General features: G+C 46.5%; 15 protein-coding genes, 4 tRNA genes and 1 riboswitch. Of the genes, 2 read left to right on the top strand and 17 right to left on the bottom strand.

Annotation, left to right across the window (positions count from 1 at the left end):
• Positions 1-6: 6 nt before the first annotated feature.
• The 7 genes from ICL80_RS10365 to ICL80_RS10335 form a co-directional block, all read right to left on the bottom strand.
• A complete protein-coding gene (locus tag ICL80_RS10365; RefSeq protein ID WP_194211986.1) occupies positions 7-546 on the bottom strand; it encodes a NuoB/complex I 20 kDa subunit family protein in 540 nt (179 codons plus the stop codon).
• Positions 537-902 carry an NADH-quinone oxidoreductase subunit A gene (locus ICL80_RS10360; protein ID WP_194211985.1) on the bottom strand — a complete coding sequence of 122 codons (366 nt, stop codon included), beginning with the start codon at positions 900-902 and terminating at the stop codon, positions 537-539. Before ICL80_RS10360 ends, ICL80_RS10365 begins: the two co-directional genes overlap by 10 nt.
• A 224-nt stretch (positions 903-1,126) precedes the next feature.
• Positions 1,127-1,203 (bottom strand) — tRNA-Asp (locus ICL80_RS10355).
• Between the two features lie 131 nt (positions 1,204-1,334).
• On the bottom strand, positions 1,335-1,604 hold the full coding sequence (locus tag ICL80_RS10350; RefSeq protein WP_194211984.1) for a hypothetical protein: 270 nt from the start codon (positions 1,602-1,604) through the stop codon (positions 1,335-1,337).
• Between the two features lie 29 nt (positions 1,605-1,633).
• A tRNA-Val gene (locus tag ICL80_RS10345) sits at positions 1,634-1,709 on the bottom strand.
• A 41-nt stretch (positions 1,710-1,750) separates the two neighbouring features.
• Positions 1,751-1,826, bottom strand: a tRNA-Val gene (locus ICL80_RS10340).
• A 404-nt stretch (positions 1,827-2,230) separates the two neighbouring features.
• Positions 2,231-2,506: a metal/formaldehyde-sensitive transcriptional repressor gene (locus tag ICL80_RS10335; RefSeq protein WP_194211983.1), complete on the bottom strand. Its 276-nt coding sequence runs from the start codon at positions 2,504-2,506 to the stop codon at positions 2,231-2,233.
• Positions 2,507-2,570: 64 nt separating this feature from the next.
• Here ICL80_RS10335 and dmeF point away from each other — a divergent pair, with 64 nt between their 5' ends.
• Positions 2,571-3,497 (top strand): CDF family Co(II)/Ni(II) efflux transporter DmeF, encoded by a 927-nt coding sequence (gene dmeF, locus ICL80_RS10330; protein WP_194211982.1) that lies wholly within the window; start codon positions 2,571-2,573, stop codon positions 3,495-3,497.
• An 84-nt stretch (positions 3,498-3,581) separates the two neighbouring features.
• A riboswitch (yybP-ykoY riboswitch) is annotated at positions 3,582-3,757 on the top strand.
• 5 nt (positions 3,758-3,762) lie between these two features.
• The gene (locus tag ICL80_RS10325; RefSeq protein ID WP_194211965.1) at positions 3,763-4,338 is read left to right on the top strand and encodes a TMEM165/GDT1 family protein; all 576 of its coding nucleotides are present in this window, start codon (positions 3,763-3,765) and stop codon (positions 4,336-4,338) included.
• Between the two features lie 83 nt (positions 4,339-4,421).
• Here ICL80_RS10325 and ICL80_RS10320 read toward each other — a convergent pair whose 3' ends face one another.
• The 10 genes from ICL80_RS10320 to ICL80_RS10275 form a co-directional block, all read right to left on the bottom strand.
• On the bottom strand, positions 4,422-4,697 hold the full coding sequence (locus tag ICL80_RS10320; protein WP_194211963.1) for an HU family DNA-binding protein: 276 nt from the start codon (positions 4,695-4,697) through the stop codon (positions 4,422-4,424).
• Positions 4,698-4,855: 158 nt separating this feature from the next.
• Positions 4,856-7,273: an endopeptidase La gene (lon, locus tag ICL80_RS10315; protein WP_194211961.1), complete on the bottom strand. Its 2,418-nt coding sequence runs from the start codon at positions 7,271-7,273 to the stop codon at positions 4,856-4,858.
• Positions 7,274-7,451: 178 nt separating this feature from the next.
• A complete protein-coding gene (gene clpX, locus ICL80_RS10310) occupies positions 7,452-8,720 on the bottom strand; it encodes an ATP-dependent Clp protease ATP-binding subunit ClpX (protein WP_194211959.1) in 1,269 nt (422 codons plus the stop codon).
• Between the two features lie 95 nt (positions 8,721-8,815).
• Complete coding sequence (gene clpP / locus ICL80_RS10305) at positions 8,816-9,439, bottom strand: ATP-dependent Clp endopeptidase proteolytic subunit ClpP (RefSeq protein WP_194211957.1); 624 nt, start codon at positions 9,437-9,439, stop codon at positions 8,816-8,818.
• A gap of 233 nt (positions 9,440-9,672) precedes the next feature.
• A complete protein-coding gene (locus ICL80_RS10300) occupies positions 9,673-10,218 on the bottom strand; it encodes a YcnI family copper-binding membrane protein (protein WP_194211955.1) in 546 nt (181 codons plus the stop codon).
• A 50-nt stretch (positions 10,219-10,268) separates the two neighbouring features.
• Positions 10,269-12,329, bottom strand: a complete 2,061-nt coding sequence (locus ICL80_RS10295; protein WP_194211952.1) for a TonB-dependent receptor family protein — start codon at positions 12,327-12,329, stop codon at positions 10,269-10,271.
• A gap of 50 nt (positions 12,330-12,379) precedes the next feature.
• On the bottom strand, positions 12,380-12,766 hold the full coding sequence (locus tag ICL80_RS10290; protein WP_194211950.1) for a DUF2946 family protein: 387 nt from the start codon (positions 12,764-12,766) through the stop codon (positions 12,380-12,382).
• A 137-nt stretch (positions 12,767-12,903) separates the two neighbouring features.
• Complete coding sequence (gene tig / locus ICL80_RS10285) at positions 12,904-14,394, bottom strand: trigger factor (protein WP_194211948.1); 1,491 nt, start codon at positions 14,392-14,394, stop codon at positions 12,904-12,906.
• A 65-nt stretch (positions 14,395-14,459) separates the two neighbouring features.
• Positions 14,460-14,544 (bottom strand) — tRNA-Leu (locus ICL80_RS10280).
• Between the two features lie 274 nt (positions 14,545-14,818).
• A complete protein-coding gene (locus tag ICL80_RS10275) occupies positions 14,819-16,321 on the bottom strand; it encodes an NAD(P)H-hydrate dehydratase (RefSeq protein ID WP_194211946.1) in 1,503 nt (500 codons plus the stop codon).
• Positions 16,322-16,326: the final 5 nt, after the last annotated feature.

Raw genomic sequence — 16,326 nt, 5'->3', positions numbered from 1 at the left:
CTGTTATTAACGAATCAGAGTTCCTGTGCGGCGAATTTTGCGCTGAAGCTGCAAAATACCATAGATTAAAGCCTCTGCTGTTGGCGGGCATCCCGGCACATATATATCCACAGGCACAATACGATCACAGCCACGCACCACAGAATAGCTATAGTGATAGTAACCGCCGCCGTTCGCGCAGCTTCCCATAGAGATAACGTAGCGAGGCTCTGGCATCTGATCATAAACCTTGCGCATCGCTGGTGCCATTTTGTTTGTGAGCGTACCAGCTACAATCATCACGTCACTTTGACGCGGTGATCCACGCGGCGCAAAACCAAAACGCTCCACATCATAGCGGGGCATACTTGAGTGCATCATTTCAACTGCACAGCAAGCCAGACCAAAAGTCATCCACCACAAAGAGCCGGTTCGCGCCCATGTGATAAGATCTTCAAGGTTTGCAACAACAAAACCCTTATCATTCAGATCTTCATTCAGACTCTGTAGATAGGGGCTTACTGCCACATCAGAGCCTGATGGATTGCTTGTTTGAACTACTCCCATTCCAATGCTCCTTTATTCCACTCATAAATAAACCCGACAGTTAAGACGCCAAGGAATATCATCATTGACCAGAAACCATATAAGCCGATATCCCCAAGGCTAATTGCCCAAGGAAAAAGGAAGGCTACCTCTAAATCAAAAATGATAAAGAGAATTGCAACCAAATAGAACCGCACATCAAACTGATGCCGCGAGTCCTCAAAGGCTTCAAAGCCACATTCATAAGCAGAAAGTTTTTCCTCGTCTGGATTTTGCCGTGCTATAAGCACCGCCGCCCCTACGAAGATGACTGAAAATGCAATTGCAATCCCTAAAAAAACAAGGATTGGAAGATATTGGATCAGTAACGACTCCATGGGAGTCCCTTTTTTGTTATTGGCCCGAAAACACAGCGCTCTTTTATCGACCGAAAAACAATCCGTAAAGGGTTAATTTTCCTCAAGAGCCGTTATGCATCTTATAGAGCCTTAATTAAGTAAAGAAAAGCTTACTGGCTTAAAAAATGAAGGTTTTTATTGTTTATGTCCAGAAATAATAAAAGCGTGTAACCAAAGAGGTTACACGCTTTTATAAGAGCAAGTGGCGCGAGTGACGGGACTCGAACCCGCGACCTTCGGCGTGACAGGCCGACACTCTAACCAACTGAGCTACACCCGCGCATCGCTTGCGTGAGGGGTGTTTAAGATTTAAGGCTCCTTCTGTCAATCACAGAATACAGATTTTTTGCATTTTTTATTCACCACACATAAAACCCCGCAGAAACACCAGCGGAACTGCGGTGCCTGACCTTATTCAATATACAAAAAAAATGTGATAAGCCCGATAATTACCCCCCATAACAGCAGCGCACGCACCCAACCCATTTGTTTAAAGGAATCAAAAACCAAAACGGGAATGTTCATAACAGGGTGAAATGAGGCAATGATCCTGTAAAGTGACATAGACTTTTCACTATGCGTTGCAGAATCATCAAATAATTTATCGCGAGGATCTTGGGGCGCCCAACTTGCTTCAATAACAAGCGGCTTGTCTTCATTATCCTGGTTACTGGATGTCATGCGTGTAACCACTTGTAAAAGGAAGGGTATGGTGGGCGATGACAGGCTCGAACTGCCGACCCTCTCGGTGTAAACGAGATGCTCTACCAACTGAGCTAATCGCCCACATCATATTCTAACCGCTCTAACCTGTGTAAAGGAAAGAATGGTGGGCGATGACAGGCTCGAACTGCCGACCCTCTCGGTGTAAACGAGATGCTCTACCAACTGAGCTAATCGCCCACGAACTTTGTGGTGGAGGCGCTTTTAGCCTCATATGACAGCCCCTGTCTAGCCCTATTTTGAGAATTTTTTTACGAACAGCCACATCCACTCAAGAAAGACCTTTTTACAAGGCTGAAAAATTAGCTCATTGCTAAACGCTTTACCTTAAAGGAACTAAGATTTTATAATATAGCATCCGTTTCAGTTCACCTGCTCCACCAACGTGAAAACAGGATTCGCTCAAGCCCGGCTTACATTAAGCGCTCATAGTGTTTATTTGATTTATATGTGCAGGATTATCAATGAAGGCCTAACAAAACAGCCCTTCTCAATATTTTTTAAGAATTTATAGTATATTCTGTATGCCTAATCGATAACGCTAAGAAGATCATCTAGTGCAAGTATATTTTACTATAGCAGTATTATTTTAAATAAGACCTGATCACAGTAATAACTTGGTCCATATCCTCCTTACGCTGTTCAGGGCTTACATTATCAGCCCCTAAATGTTCTCTCATGTGCTCCTCCATAAGTTCTGCCATCAAGCCTGTTACAGCCCCACGAATGGCAGCAACTTGCTGTAATACAGCAATACAATCAGTGTTTGTCTCTAGTGCGCTTTCAAGAGCAGACGCCTGCCCCTTAATACGTCTAATTCTGGTTAATAGCTTTTTCTGACTCTTCATAACATGGGACATGGCTTGCTCTCTTCTGAATTATACTATACTGGAGTATAGTATATAAGTAGAAGGAGTATCATACATGAACACCTCTGTGTCTATAAAGAAATGGCAGCATAGCCATGTTTTTGACGAAGGTAATCCGCTAGCAGAACGCAATACCCGTTGGGCTGTAGCCATAACTTTCATAACCATGATTGCTGAAATTGCAGGTGGTTGGGCTTATAACTCCATGGCGCTTTTAGCTGATGGCTGGCATATGAGCTCACATACCCTAGCTTTGGGGCTATCCGTTTTAGCTTATAGCGCAGCGCGGCATTACGCGAATGATATCAGGTTTACATTCGGTACATGGAAGATCGAAATACTAGGAGGCTATACAAGCTCTATATTTCTTGTAGGTGTCGCGGCCCTTATGGTTTTTCAATCGATTGACCGCCTTTTATCCCCAAGCCCCATACACTATCAACAAGCCATTATGCTTGCTATACTGGGCCTACTGGTAAATCTTGCATGTGCGTGGTTGCTAAAAGATGACCACCACCATGGTCATGACCATTCGCATTCGCATCATGACCTTAATTTACGTTCAGCGTATTTACATGTCATAACAGATGCTGCAACTTCTGTTCTGGCGATTATTGCCTTAATCGGAGGTATGCTATGGGGCGCAAATTGGCTTGACCCAGCTATGGGCATACTTGGAGCTTGTCTCGTTTCACTATGGGCATATGGTTTACTGCGTGATACCTCTAAAGTATTACTGGCAGCAGAAATGGACATGCCATTAACGACAAAAGTTCAGCAAGACATCAAATCGTTCCCCAATATTTTAGCCATCACCGACTTACATATCTGGCAAGTAGGGAAAGGTAAATATGCAGCTATCATCTCTGTGGTATCCAATAGCCCCCTCACCCCTGACAATGTGAGACAGCATCTATCACGCTACCCTGAGCTTGTTCACATTACAGTCGAGGTCAATAAACCAGATATTATACACACTTAAACCAGTGATTGGATTCATCGTTCCTTACCGCCTATGGCTTTTTACCAATTATAACTAGACATATAAAAATGCAGATATATAAAGCTGCCATGTCATTGGGGAGTAGCCTCCTAGCGAATACGACTGGGGTTTACGTCAACATACTTAGCCTAACAGCTATGGCGTAAACATGCTCTTGAGCTTGGCGAGACCATTGACTATGCCGCACCGGACGGGCCGGGGCGCGGTATAGTCATTGGATTCTACCGGCCCAAAGGACAAAACTATGGAAGCTTTCTTCATTTCAACCAGCGTTGTAGCCTTAGCTGAGATTGGTGACAAAACCCAACTACTTGCTTTCCTTCTTGCTGCGAAGTTCCGCAAACCCATACCGGTCATTCTTGGTATTTTTGTAGCAACCCTTGCAAATCATGGCTTGGCTAGTGCTATTGGGGCATGGGCCACAGATTACATCAGCCCTGATACAGCCCGGTGGGTTTTAGGCATATCATTTCTAGCTATGGCGCTATGGGTATTAGTACCAGATACAATTGACCAAGAAGAAGCTACCATTGGCAAATACAATGCTTTCATTTCCACTCTCATAGTATTCTTTCTTGCAGAGATGGGCGACAAAACACAGGTAGCAACCGTTATTCTCGCTGCAAAGTATACGCCTATTGTTGCCGTGATAGCCGGAACAACCCTTGGCATGATGATTGCCAATGTGCCAGCTGTGTGCCTTAGCGATCAGATTATACAGCGCGTTTCAGTGCGATTAATGAACAAACTAGTTGCAGCTATATTTGCCATACTGGGTATCCTTACCCTCGTTGGCATAGATACTTTCTTTACTGTTTAAACGATAATATCGCACGGCAGCCCCATAAAAAAACGGCCGAGGAATTATCCCCGGCCGAATTCCTATAGGTACAAAACCGTCTATTAGCTGTTAACAGCGTCTTTAAGACCCTTGCCCGCCTTGAATTTTGGCTGCTTGGATGCAGGAATATCAATTTCCTCACCAGTGCGTGGGTTACGGCCTTTGGTAGCAGCACGCGCTGCTACAGCAAAAGTACCAAAACCAACGAGACGAACTTCGCCGCCGCCAGCTAGAGCACCAGAGATAGAATCGAATACAGCGTCTACTGCTTTACCAGCATCTGCTTTTGAGAGATCAGCTGCTTCCGCAACTTTCGCGATCAGATCGTTTTTGTTCAAGGTTTCCCCCTCTAAGTTGAAGAGCTTCTTTCGGACTAGTTCCGAAATGCGCTCGCAGTTTAAGCGTCAAAAAAACATAATGTCAAAGTAAAAAACCCCAGAATACTGCGGTTTTTTTGTTTTTTTTACTTGAAATTACTAGAAATTTCCCCAAGGGCCTAATGAGTCGTTATTTCTGCACTGTCAGAACTGTCATCTTTAGACACTTCTGCAAGCTCCTGCTCCTCATCCCACTCAAGTGGCTCAAGCTTACCAACAAGAGCATGCTGCAAAACCTCATCAACAGTAGAAACTGCAATGATTTCAAGGTCTTTCTTAACATTCTCTGGAATTTCAGCCAGATCTTTTTCGTTATCCTTGGGTATCAAAACCTTGGTTATTCCACCTCTGTGAGCCGCCAAAAGTTTTTCTTTCAGGCCGCCGATTGGTAAAACCCGACCCCGCAATGTCACCTCACCTGTCATCGCAATATCTTTACTCACTGCAATGCCTGTAAGCACAGAAACGATAGAAGTACACATCGCAACCCCCGCAGATGGACCATCTTTTGGTGTTGCACCCTCTGGAACGTGAATGTGAATGTCCTTTTTATCAAAAGAACGCGGATGGATTCCGTAATCAAGGCACCGGGAATGCACATAAGAGCGCGCAGCCTGAATTGATTCTTTCATTACGTCACCAAGCTTACCAGTTGTTTTAATAATACCCTTACCCGGCACCATAACAGCCTCAATAGCCAGCAGTTCCCCACCCACTTGTGTCCAAGCAAGGCCTGTTGTCAGACCGATCTGGTCTTCTTCTTCTGCCAAACCGTAGCGATATTTTTTAACGCCTGCATATTGGCCTAGATTGCGTGATGTAACCGCAATTTTCTCTTTCGAGCCTTCAACAATCTCTTTCACGGCTTTCCGAATCAGCTTTGCCAGCTCGCGCTCCAGCGAGCGCACGCCAGCTTCCCGTGTATAATAGCGGATAACATCCTTGATAGCGCCGTCGGAGATCGACCACTCATCGTCTTTCAGGCCGTGGTCTGTTATCAATTTCTGGATCAGGTGATGTTTGGCAATTTCCAGTTTTTCATCTTCCGTATAACCAGAAAGCTGAATAATCTCCATCCGATCAAGAAGAGGCCTCGGCATATTCAAAGAATTTGCTGTTGTCACAAACATCACATTTGACAGATCGTAATCTGCTTCAAGATAATGGTCATTAAACTTGCTGTTTTGCTCAGGATCCAGCACCTCGAGAAGTGCAGATGCCGGATCGCCCCTGAAATCTTGGCCCATCTTGTCAATTTCGTCAAACAGGAACAATGGGTTAACAGTTCCAGCCTTTTTCATGGACTGCATTATCTTACCGGGCATAGAGCCAATATAGGTGCGCCTATGGCCCCTGATTTCGGCTTCATCACGAACACCACCAAGTGAAAAGCGGATAAACTCGCGGCCCGTTGATTTTGCAATCGACTTACCAAGTGATGTTTTACCAACGCCTGGAGGGCCAACAAGGCAGAGAATCGGGCCTTTAAGCTTTCTTGTCCGCTGCTGAACAGCTAAATATTCAATGATCCGCTCTTTAACTTTTTCAAGCCCGTAATGGTCCATATCCAGCACTTGCTGCGCCAGCTTTATATCTTTTTTAACCTTGCTTTTTTTGCTCCACGGCACAGAAAGCATCCAGTCAAGATAGTTCCGCACGACAGTAGCCTCGGCTGACATCGGGCTCATAGACTTTAATTTCTTAAGCTCACCAAGGCATTTTTCGCGCGCTTCCTTCGTGAATTTCGTTTTAGCAATACGATCTTCAAGCTCCTGAATTTCTTCGCGGCCATCATCACCCTCGCCCAGCTCTTTCTGAATCGCTTTAAGCTGTTCATTCAAATAATATTCGCGCTGGGTCTTTTCCATCTGTCGCTTAACGCGACCACGGATTTTCTTTTCGACCTGCAACACACCAATTTCGCTTTCCATAAAGCCAAATATACGCTCAAGCCGATCCACAACAGATACAGTTGCAAGCAGTTCCTGTTTATCATCAATTTTGAGAGCCAAATGGGAAGAAACCGTATCAGCAAGCTTACCAGCATCATCTATTTGATTAACAGTAACAACGACTTCCGCCGGTATCTTCTTGTTTAACTTTACATATTGGTCAAACTGCGTAACCACAGAGCGCATCAGCGCTTCAAGTTCTGATAGATCACCTTCTGTCCCAGCAATAAGCGTTGCACGGGCAGCAAAAAAGTCATCCTCTTTCACAAACTCATCAATCACAGCGCGGTTAAACCCTTCGACCAGCACCTTTACAGTGCCATCTGGCAACTTCAAAAGCTGTAGAACAGAGGCAACCGTTCCTACATCAAACACGTCTTTGGTTGTGGGCTCGTCTTCACTTGCATCCTTCTGGGCAACCAACAGGATTTGCTTGTCTTTACCCATCACTTCCTCAAGGGCGCGGACAGATTTTTCACGGCCAACAAAAAGTGGCACAATCATGTGCGGAAACACAACAATATCACGCAGCGGCAAAACCGGCAGAATGATACTATTGTCGTTATCGTCTGTAAAATCGGACATAAAACAGGCCCTATCTGGTAAAGGATGAGTATTTAACCGCTAGATTACGGCAAACTCACCTAATTAAGAAATGAAAAGCGTCGTTTCAGGCTATTAAAGCCAAAAATTGCTGCTTTACTATAAAAAATAAGGGCTGAACCATCAGATTCAACCCCTATACATCTATTTATTAACGAATTCAGGCTGGCTGGTCAGCTTCTTCCCGCTTTTCAGCGTATATCTGCAAAGGAGTCGATTTACCATTCACGACATCAGCATTGATCACGATCTCTTCAACACCGTCAAGAGTTGGCAAATCAAACATCGTATCGAGAAGCGTATCTTCCATAATCGAACGAAGACCGCGTGCGCCGGTTTTACGCTCGATAGCCTTTTTCGCAACAGCAAACAATGCGTCTTCTGTATATGTAAGCTTCACGTCTTCCATATCGAACAAGGTCTGATACTGTTTCAGAAGTGCATTTTTCGGCGTTGAAAGAATTTCAATCAAGGCCCCTTCGTCCAGATCTTCAAGTGTTGCAATAACAGGCAAGCGCCCAACAAACTCTGGAATCAGGCCAAACTTTAGCAAATCTTCTGGCTCAGTTTCCTTGAAAAGCTGCCCAACACCGCGCTCATCAGGGCCTGCAACAGAGGCACCAAAACCAATGGATTTCCCCTGAAGTCGGTGTGTAATAACTTTATCAAGCCCGGCAAAGGCACCGCCACAAATAAACAGAATATTTGTTGTATCAACCTGCAAAAATTCCTGCTGCGGGTGTTTCCGCCCGCCTTGTGGTGGCACACTTGCAACCGTGCCTTCCATAATTTTAAGAAGCGCCTGCTGAACGCCCTCGCCCGATACATCGCGCGTAATAGAAGGATTATCAGACTTGCGACTGATTTTATCGACCTCGTCGATATAAACAATGCCGCGCTGCGCCCGCTCAACATTATAGTCAGCAGACTGCAAAAGCTTCAGGATGATATTTTCAACATCTTCACCCACATAACCCGCTTCTGTAAGCGTCGTGGCATCGGCCATTGTGAAAGGCACATCAAGAATACGTGCCAAAGTCTGTGCAAGAAGCGTTTTACCGCACCCTGTTGGCCCAATAAGCAAAATGTTCGATTTAGCAAGCTCAACATCTGATTTGCCGCTCGACGCATGGTTAAGGCGTTTATAGTGGTTATGAACCGCAACAGACAAAACTTTCTTTGCTGCAGCCTGGCCAATCACATAATCATCAAGCACTTCACGAATATGAAGCGGAGAAGGCACACCGTCGCCGCCCTTCGAGAGCGCGCTCTTGCTTTCTTCCTTGATAATGTCGTTGCATAGCTCAACACACTCATCACAGATGAAGACCGTAGGGCCAGCAATCAGCTTCCTCACTTCGTGCTGGCTTTTGCCGCAGAAGGAGCAATAGAGCGTATTTTTAGAATCAGTATTACTCAAATTTGTCACCGCTTGGTTCTTTTATTTCTTTATCGTAACCCTGTTCTTCAGAAGCACAACAAAAAAACTATAATTACAGTTCCTTTTAACTTTATTAACAAGCCTTACGCTTCTACCTCTTCGCGCGATGTATAGACATTGTCAATCAGGCCAAATTCTTTTGCTTCGTCGGGACTCATAAACTTATCCCGGTCCATAGCAGCCTCAATCGCAGTTAGGTCTTGCCCTGTATGTTTTGCATATATTGCATTCAGGCGCTCCCTAATCTTCAGAATCTCTTTTGCCTGAATTTCAATATCAACAGCCTGACCCTGCGCGCCACCTGATGGCTGATGCACCATAATGCGGGCATTAGGCAGTGCATAGCGCATGCCCGGCTCGCCAGCTGCTAAAAGCAGCGATCCCATAGAGCATGCCTGCCCTATGCAGATTGTAGCGACCTTTGGTTTTATATATTGCATCGTGTCATACATGGCGAGGCCACTTGTAACAGCACCGCCCGGAGAATTAATATAAAAGGACACATCCTTTTTTGGATTTTCTGCCTCAAGAAACAAAAGCTGCGCCACTATCACACTGGACACATAATCATTCACCGGCCCTGTCAGAAAAATGATCCGTTCTTTCAAAAGCCGGGAATAAATATCATATGAGCGTTCACCCCGGTTTGTCTGTTCCACAACCATTGGCACCAGGGTGCTTGCGTATGTATCCATAATATCGCTCATGCAGTGCTCCAAATAATCTCAAACAAGTGACCCAAATACTCTCTGGGCGTAATTTCCACAAAGCTGTAGCAAAGTCTTACTGCCTGCGGCAAGGGAATATCCGCCTTTTCCTCAAATAGATAAGCCTTATTTGCCGAATGTGAAGGGCAATGGCAAAAAAGGCTGTATCAACATGATTAAAATCACATCATTGTTACCCTGACTATACCCATATCAAGGTAATAGAGGATTTATTAGTGATGAGCATCACTCATGAAGCTAGGATTCGCAATTTCCAGCATAGGTGCAGGCTTAGAAACACTATGCCAAGCCTTCCCTGGTTCAGGTATCATATCCCATCGCACTTCCTTATCGCCACATTTTTGCACAACAGGAAAATAAAGAGTTTGAGCTTCCTGCGGTAACTTTACCTGCACCCCAAACTGGTCAAACATACTGTCGTCCAACACTCCGCCCTCCCATGTAAGGCTGGCAACCCGCTTTGTTTGGGTTTTACCGTGGGGTCCTGCTACTGGCTCCGGCAGTGCCTGCCATTCGATGATAGTTTCCCATCCAGCTTTTGGCTGGGGCTTTGCTGCATAAATGCCTTCCGGTATCTGCACCGTAACGGCAGTAGTTGCAGCGCCTTCACAGCCATGCCCAACCCTTAGAAAGCCAAAATAATAAGCACCCGTTTTTGCGGTTGTCTCTGCAAACACCACATGGGCATTTACAGACGGGGCATAAACAAAAGCACCCAGTGCGGCATAGATAAAGGCAATTTTTTTTAGATGAATCATTTTTCTACTTCTCAAAAAGTGGGCAGCCCATCACAAGCTGCCCTATTCTGCTAAAAACGGTATAACACACCCGCATAAACCGAACGCCCCTCACCGGGGTAGAAAACGGCAGTATTGGCAGCCACAGCACTTGCGTCTGTAATTGCCCCAAACTCTGGCACATAAGCTTTATCAAACAGGTTTCTGGCATCGACAAACAGCGTGATACCATTCTCCATTTCCCATCCTGTATTCACGGAAACAATGGCATACCCTGGAGCTTTCAATGTGTTTGCATAATCCACATAAACATCCGCTGGGCGCCACTCTAGCTGCGGTGACAAGAAAAGTCCTGACGCATGTTCATAATTTAAACCAAGTCGTATCTGGTGCTTCGGCACCACAGGAATTTGGTTATCACCATAGAGAATATCCCCGTCAAACTTGAAGTCTGAATAGGTATAGCTTGTCTGTACAGCAAGGCTGCCATCCGCAACCCCTTCTGACGCCACTTGCCAGTTAAAGGCAGCCTCCAAGCCTTTGTGGGTAGTATCCTCAGCCCCGGCAACCGCACTTGGCAACCCAAAAGTATTAGAGAATGACAGTAATTCGTGCTGCAGCCATGCCTGATACAGCGTTATATCCCACGTAAGAGCATTTACACGGCCTCGCGTACCAACCTCGGCTGTTACAGCCTCTTGCGGTTTATTCGGTACAAAACCGGGGTACGGTGCCTGTACCAGCGCCCCAAAATGCGGTGGTTCAACTGAGCGCGTGACATTGGCATAAACCTGCGTGCCAGTTTCTGACTGCCACAAAAGCCCCACTCGCGGCGCAAACCAGTCAAATGTTTTCTCTGCATTGTTCACGGATGCCAGATTATTGACATAGTCACGTGTCGCGCGGCCATAAGATGCCCCAGCAACAAATGCCAAACTGTCTGTTACAAAGAAACGCCCTTCAGAGAACACATCAAGCGCTGTTGCTTTTTGCCGGCTATCCCCAAACTGAAAGCCATTTTCACCCGCGTTATTACCGTAAAGCTGTTGGTCTAACTGGCCTTGCCGGTAAGAAACACCCCAGAACAGGTCAGCCTTATGACCCAACAAGGTTCCGGCCCAATCAAACCTGCCAAACGCACCCTGATTATCTGCCTGCTGATCAATCACAATAGATATCGGGTGGTGCAGGTCTGTTGTAGTGGCATAAATACCTCCTTCAAACACCAGATTACCGTTCAAACGCCAATGTGTTTGCAGCGATACCCGGCCTATTTCCTGATCTCGTGCCCACTTACCTGCCTTAACAGTATCGGTTGATAATTCTGGTGTTGTAAGAGCTGTATCAAGATCTAGTGTACCTGGTACTTGCTGATTAATGTCTGCACCGTATACAATGAGGCGCACTTCACGTTCTTCACCGAATCTATAGCCAAGGTTTAGTGTGCCGCGCACTTGGTCTTGCTCTGCATACTCCCTAAAGCCATCAGCCTGCATAGCATTTACAGAGGCATAAACATCCCAGTTACCCATAACTTTTGCCACAGCAGCACTTATACGCTGTGTATCGAACGAGCCACCCTCAAGCCTAAGCATATAATCAGATTCTGCCGTGTAGCCTGTGGGTGTTACGAGGTTAATAGCGCCGCCAAGCTGTGCGCCGCCAAAGCGTAGCGCATTGCCGCCTTTGTAAACCTCAATAAAACGGGCACTCAACGGATCTATCTTCTGAAAATCGGAAAAACCGTCTGCATCAGCAAATGGCACGCCGTCCTGTGCAAACATAACACCGCGTTGGTGATAAGATTGCCCAATACCTGAGCCACGAATAGACAGGCGCGATTCTTCGCCGTAGCGTTTTTGCGCCATAACGCCCGGCACGCCTTGTAACATATCTGAAAAACCCTGCGCTGTTCGCTTTTCGTAAGCTTCGCTCGCCACAATAGCGACAGAACCAGGTGTGCGAGACAGGCGTGCACGGTTTTCTGCAATAACCGGGGGTTCGTTAGGGTCACGTGTTGCCGTTACAATGATTGTTTCTACAAAATCACTATCTACCGATTCGCCCGCAAAAGCAGGAACGGCTACCATCAGCGCAGCAACAGAGCATGCACCTTTCAATATAGATTTCATTCTATTTCTCCAGAATATAGGTAAAGAAGCGTCAAAACGAATCGAACGCTTTAGATGTCTTTAGGCTGGAGAAAAAAAGGCGGGGCACGGCTACCAACAGCCCCCACAGATGTGCCTTTCGAAGCATTGAGTACTGACAGTATGGTAAAGGGGGCCTGTGACACAGAAAAAGCCACCACACTCAAAACAGAGGTCCCCGCAGGATGTGCAGCAACGGCGCAGCCAACAACACAGTCACAGGCATGACCTGTATGGCTATCTGTATCCGATGCTGTGTGCTTATCAAGCGGGGCAATCGAACACCATGTATCATCAGTAAGGCTAAAATTATCAGAATCTTGAGGAATACAGCACGCAAACGCGAGCCAAAATTGTGCCAGCACCGCAAAAAAAGCGATATCATGGGCAATTGACGTAGGTTTGCGAAATAATCTCATGCCCGTCACCTACAGGCCCTAGCAGACGTTGGCAAGGGCATTATTGTCGCAGCATAAACCAAATATTAAAGGCTGTAAAAGCATGAAAAAAGGGGCCATTAAGGCCCCTTATCCAATATTCAAAAGAATATAATATCTTATTTTTTAGCAGCCGCTTTTTTGGCAGGTGCTTTTTTAGCCGCAGGCTTTTTAGCTGGTGCTTTTTCAGCCGTATCCGCTTTTTTCGCTGCGGGCTTTTTAGCCGCTGCTTTTTTAGCTGGCTTCTTCACCGGGTTTGCATCTTCTTCATCAATAGCACGGACAGCAGCATCCAACTCTTCGCGGGTTACTGTCTTATCAGTGACTTTTGATTGCTCAATCACAAAGTCTACAACTTTTTCTTCAAAAATGGGCGCACGGAGCTGTGCACGAGCTTCCTCATTCTTTTGGTAGAACTCAAAAACCTGTGCTTCCTGACCAGGATACCGGCGGGCTTCTTCGATAATGCGGCGGTTCACTTCTTCCTGTGTAACCTGCACTTCGTTTTTCACACCAATTTCAGAAAGCAGTAGACCAAGACGCACACGGCGCTCTGCAATCGAACGGAATTCTTCTGCTTCGGCAGCATCTTCAGGCCCATCTTTGCCTTCAAAGTCTTCAGGTTTTGCTTCACCAGACATCAACGCATCGCGTTTAATCTGTTCCCAAATCTGCTTATACTCAAGGTCAACCATACCGGCCGGCACTTCGAAAGAATATTCATCAGCAAGAGCATCAAGCAGTGCACGCTTCATGTGTGCGCGCGTTAGGCCATTGTTGTCATTTTCCAACTGGCTTTTGATAGTCTCTTTCAGTGCAGCAAGGTCATCAAGGCCAAGGTTTTTAGCCATTTCATCGTCAACTTTAGCTTCAGTAGCCGTACGAACTTCCTGTACTGTCACTGTAAACTCAGCTTCTTTACCGGCCAGATCAGCAGACTGATACTGCGCAGGGAAGGTCACTTTTACGATTTTTTCTTCGCCAGCTTTAGCGCCAATCAACTGATCTTCAAATCCCGGAATAAACGTACCAGAACCAAGTTCAAGCTGGTGGCCTTCTGCAGTGCCGCCGCTAAAAGCTTCGCCGTCAATACGACCGACATAATCAATCAGCACAGCATCGCCGCTTTTCGCCTTTGCTGTTTTGGCAGCCGCTTTGAAGGATTTTTGCTGTGAAGCAATACGCTCAAGCGTTGTCTCAATATCAGCATCACTCACTTCTGCGATCCAGCGCTCAAGGGCCGGGGCTTTGAATTTCTCAACGTCTACTTCTGGCAGAAGTTCAACTTTCAGAGTGTACTCAAGGTCGCTACCGTCTTTATAGTCGCCCATTTCAACTTCTGGGCGCAGCGCTGGGCGCAAAGATTTTTCCTCAAAAAGCTTGGTTGATGTTTCCTGCATAGTTTCAGAAATCACCTGACCTTTAGCGCGCTCGCCGTGCATCTTGCGAAGCAGCGAAATCGGCGCTTTACCCGGACGGAAACCCTTAATACGAGCTGTCGCACGGAATTCTTCCAGAATTTTATCAAGACGGGCATCAAGGTCGGATGCAGCAACGGTTACTTTAAATTCGCGCTTCAGACCTTTGTTCAGCAGTTCTTCGATCTGCATGGCTTTTCCACTCTCTTTATATTTTATCTTATTTTTGTCTTATCAAAACTGTTTCACTTTTTGAGTGGTACGGGCGGAGGGACTTGAACCCCCACGTCCTAGGACACCAGAACCTAAATCTGGCGCGTCTACCAATTTCGCCACGCCCGCATACCATTCAAAACAGCTGATACCATAAAGGTAACAAAAAGCCGTTATACATACCTTGTGAAACAGTCGGCTATATCAGCCTCATATGACTGTTCGTGGCGCTTATAGCAGGCGTAAACAGGAGTACAAGTATTTTTGTGCCTCATAGGGCTAAAAAAATGACATACTATATAAAAATCATACAGGAAGGCGCAAAATGGCACAGATTTGGCTCAATGGCACAAAACCGGGTGCACAGTGTGCCAAGCATGATATTAGTGCTACAATATGGCTGTTAGCCGGGTAAAATGGAAGGAATGGCATTTACCAGATCAGAGGCTATCATGCCCCTACCTGCTTTCATTCCTGCCTCGCCGTGCATCCACACCGCCGCTGAAGCAGCCTCAAAAGCGGGCATCCCCTGTACCAATAGGCTGCCTATAATGCCGGAAAGTACATCACCTGTCCCGCCCACAGCCAGCCATGACGGCGCGTTTGTAGCAATAGATACCCTTCCCGTTTCATCAGCCACCACCGTTGAAACACCCTTTAGTACCACTGTTGCACACGCCCGCTTGGCAGCAGCCCGAACAGCAGCAAGCCTGTCTTTTTTATAATCAAGATCAGGGAAAAGCCTTATAAATTCGCCCTCATGCGGCGTTAGAACAACCGCGCAGTTTTTAATGTCAGATATAATTTCGATCCGGCCAATCATGCTGGACAGCACATCAGCATCCAACACCATGTTACGCTCTTTCCTGCCTGCTTGCTGAACCATGTCCACCGTTTTTTCACTGATTCCCGAGCCCGGCCCCAGAATCACTGTTCCAATTCTGTGATCCGCCATGATGCCAATAAAACCAAATACAGAATCAAAGCGCCTAACCATTACATCAGTGAGCGCTGCCGCCTGTACCCCATATGTTTCGCTAGGTGCCGCAAGTGTAACGAGGCCAGCGCCAGCCCTTAGCGCTGCCATGCTTGCAAGCCTTGACGCTCCTAAGGTTGGCTCTTTACCGCCTAATACCAGCAGGTGCCCTCTGTCATATTTATGAGTCTCAGGCCCCTGAAACGGAAAACACCAGCCCCACAAAGAAGGCTCATTGGAAAAATATTGCGGATCAAGTTCACTCAGTGATTCTTCCGGTAAACCAATATCTGCCACATGCACATGGTCAGCGCCGCCACAGTAAAACCGACCCGGTGCAATAAGGTGGGCAGGCTTTCTATATGAAAAAGTAACGGTAGCATCGGCTTGAAAGCACGCACCAGTTGGTAGTCCGGTTACACCATCAAGCCCGCTCGGCAGATCAACAGCCAGTTTGAAAGCATCAAGCGCATTCACTTTATTGATCAGGTCTGCGATAGGCTCCTCAATCGGACGTGAAAGGCCTGTACCAAACAAGCAATCCACAACAACAGATACGTTTTTTAAGCGAGCCGCGTCTATTTTATCAGTCTGTCCGCGCCAAATTTCAGCCATTTCCGCCGCGTCTGATGTCATTTCATCTAAGGACGAAACAGCAATTACACGGACAGGATAACCCCAATCATCAAGATACCGCGCGGTGACAAAGCCATCACCGCCGTTGTTCCCTGGGCCACAAAGAACGATAATTTCGCCACCCGTTTCAAGGGGCGTCCCGATGTATTCTACCAGCATTTCTGCGGTTGCGCGGCCGGCGCTCTCCATTAAATCGAGGCCAGACACACCACTGTTAATTGCCCATGCATCAGCAGCACTCGCTTCTGCAGGTGTTAGTAAAACGTGTTCATTACTTGACCAAGAAACCGCCATCAACT

It is taken from the genome of Kordiimonas pumila, from assembly GCF_015240255.1.
GTDB classification, from domain to species: domain Bacteria; phylum Pseudomonadota; class Alphaproteobacteria; order Sphingomonadales; family Kordiimonadaceae; genus Kordiimonas; species Kordiimonas pumila.
Note: the sequence above shows the minus strand (reverse complement) of the source record. Positions and strands in the feature narration are given on the sequence as shown.

Bases quoted from the DNA above. Each gene is read 5' to 3' on its own strand.
- ICL80_RS10290 (WP_194211950.1), bottom strand. From the start codon at position 12,766: ATGAGATTATTTCGCAAACCTACGTCAATTGCCCATGATATCGCTTTT.
- ICL80_RS10360 (WP_194211985.1), bottom strand. From the start codon at position 902: ATGGAGTCGTTACTGATCCAATATCTTCCAATCCTTGTTTTTTTAGGG.
- ICL80_RS10350 (WP_194211984.1), bottom strand. From the start codon at position 1,604: ATGACATCCAGTAACCAGGATAATGAAGACAAGCCGCTTGTTATTGAA.
- ICL80_RS10300 (WP_194211955.1), bottom strand. From the start codon at position 10,218: ATGATTCATCTAAAAAAAATTGCCTTTATCTATGCCGCACTGGGTGCT.
- dmeF (WP_194211982.1), top strand. From the start codon at position 2,571: ATGAACACCTCTGTGTCTATAAAGAAATGGCAGCATAGCCATGTTTTT.
- ICL80_RS10275 (WP_194211946.1), bottom strand. From the start codon at position 16,321: ATGGCGGTTTCTTGGTCAAGTAATGAACACGTTTTACTAACACCTGCA.
- clpP (WP_194211957.1), bottom strand. From the start codon at position 9,439: ATGAGCGATATTATGGATACATACGCAAGCACCCTGGTGCCAATGGTT.
- ICL80_RS10325 (WP_194211965.1), top strand. From the start codon at position 3,763: ATGGAAGCTTTCTTCATTTCAACCAGCGTTGTAGCCTTAGCTGAGATT.
- ICL80_RS10365 (WP_194211986.1), bottom strand. From the start codon at position 546: ATGGGAGTAGTTCAAACAAGCAATCCATCAGGCTCTGATGTGGCAGTA.
- ICL80_RS10295 (WP_194211952.1), bottom strand. From the start codon at position 12,329: ATGAAATCTATATTGAAAGGTGCATGCTCTGTTGCTGCGCTGATGGTA.
- tig (WP_194211948.1), bottom strand. From the start codon at position 14,394: ATGCAGATCGAAGAACTGCTGAACAAAGGTCTGAAGCGCGAATTTAAA.
- lon (WP_194211961.1), bottom strand. From the start codon at position 7,273: ATGTCCGATTTTACAGACGATAACGACAATAGTATCATTCTGCCGGTT.
- ICL80_RS10335 (WP_194211983.1), bottom strand. From the start codon at position 2,506: ATGTCCCATGTTATGAAGAGTCAGAAAAAGCTATTAACCAGAATTAGA.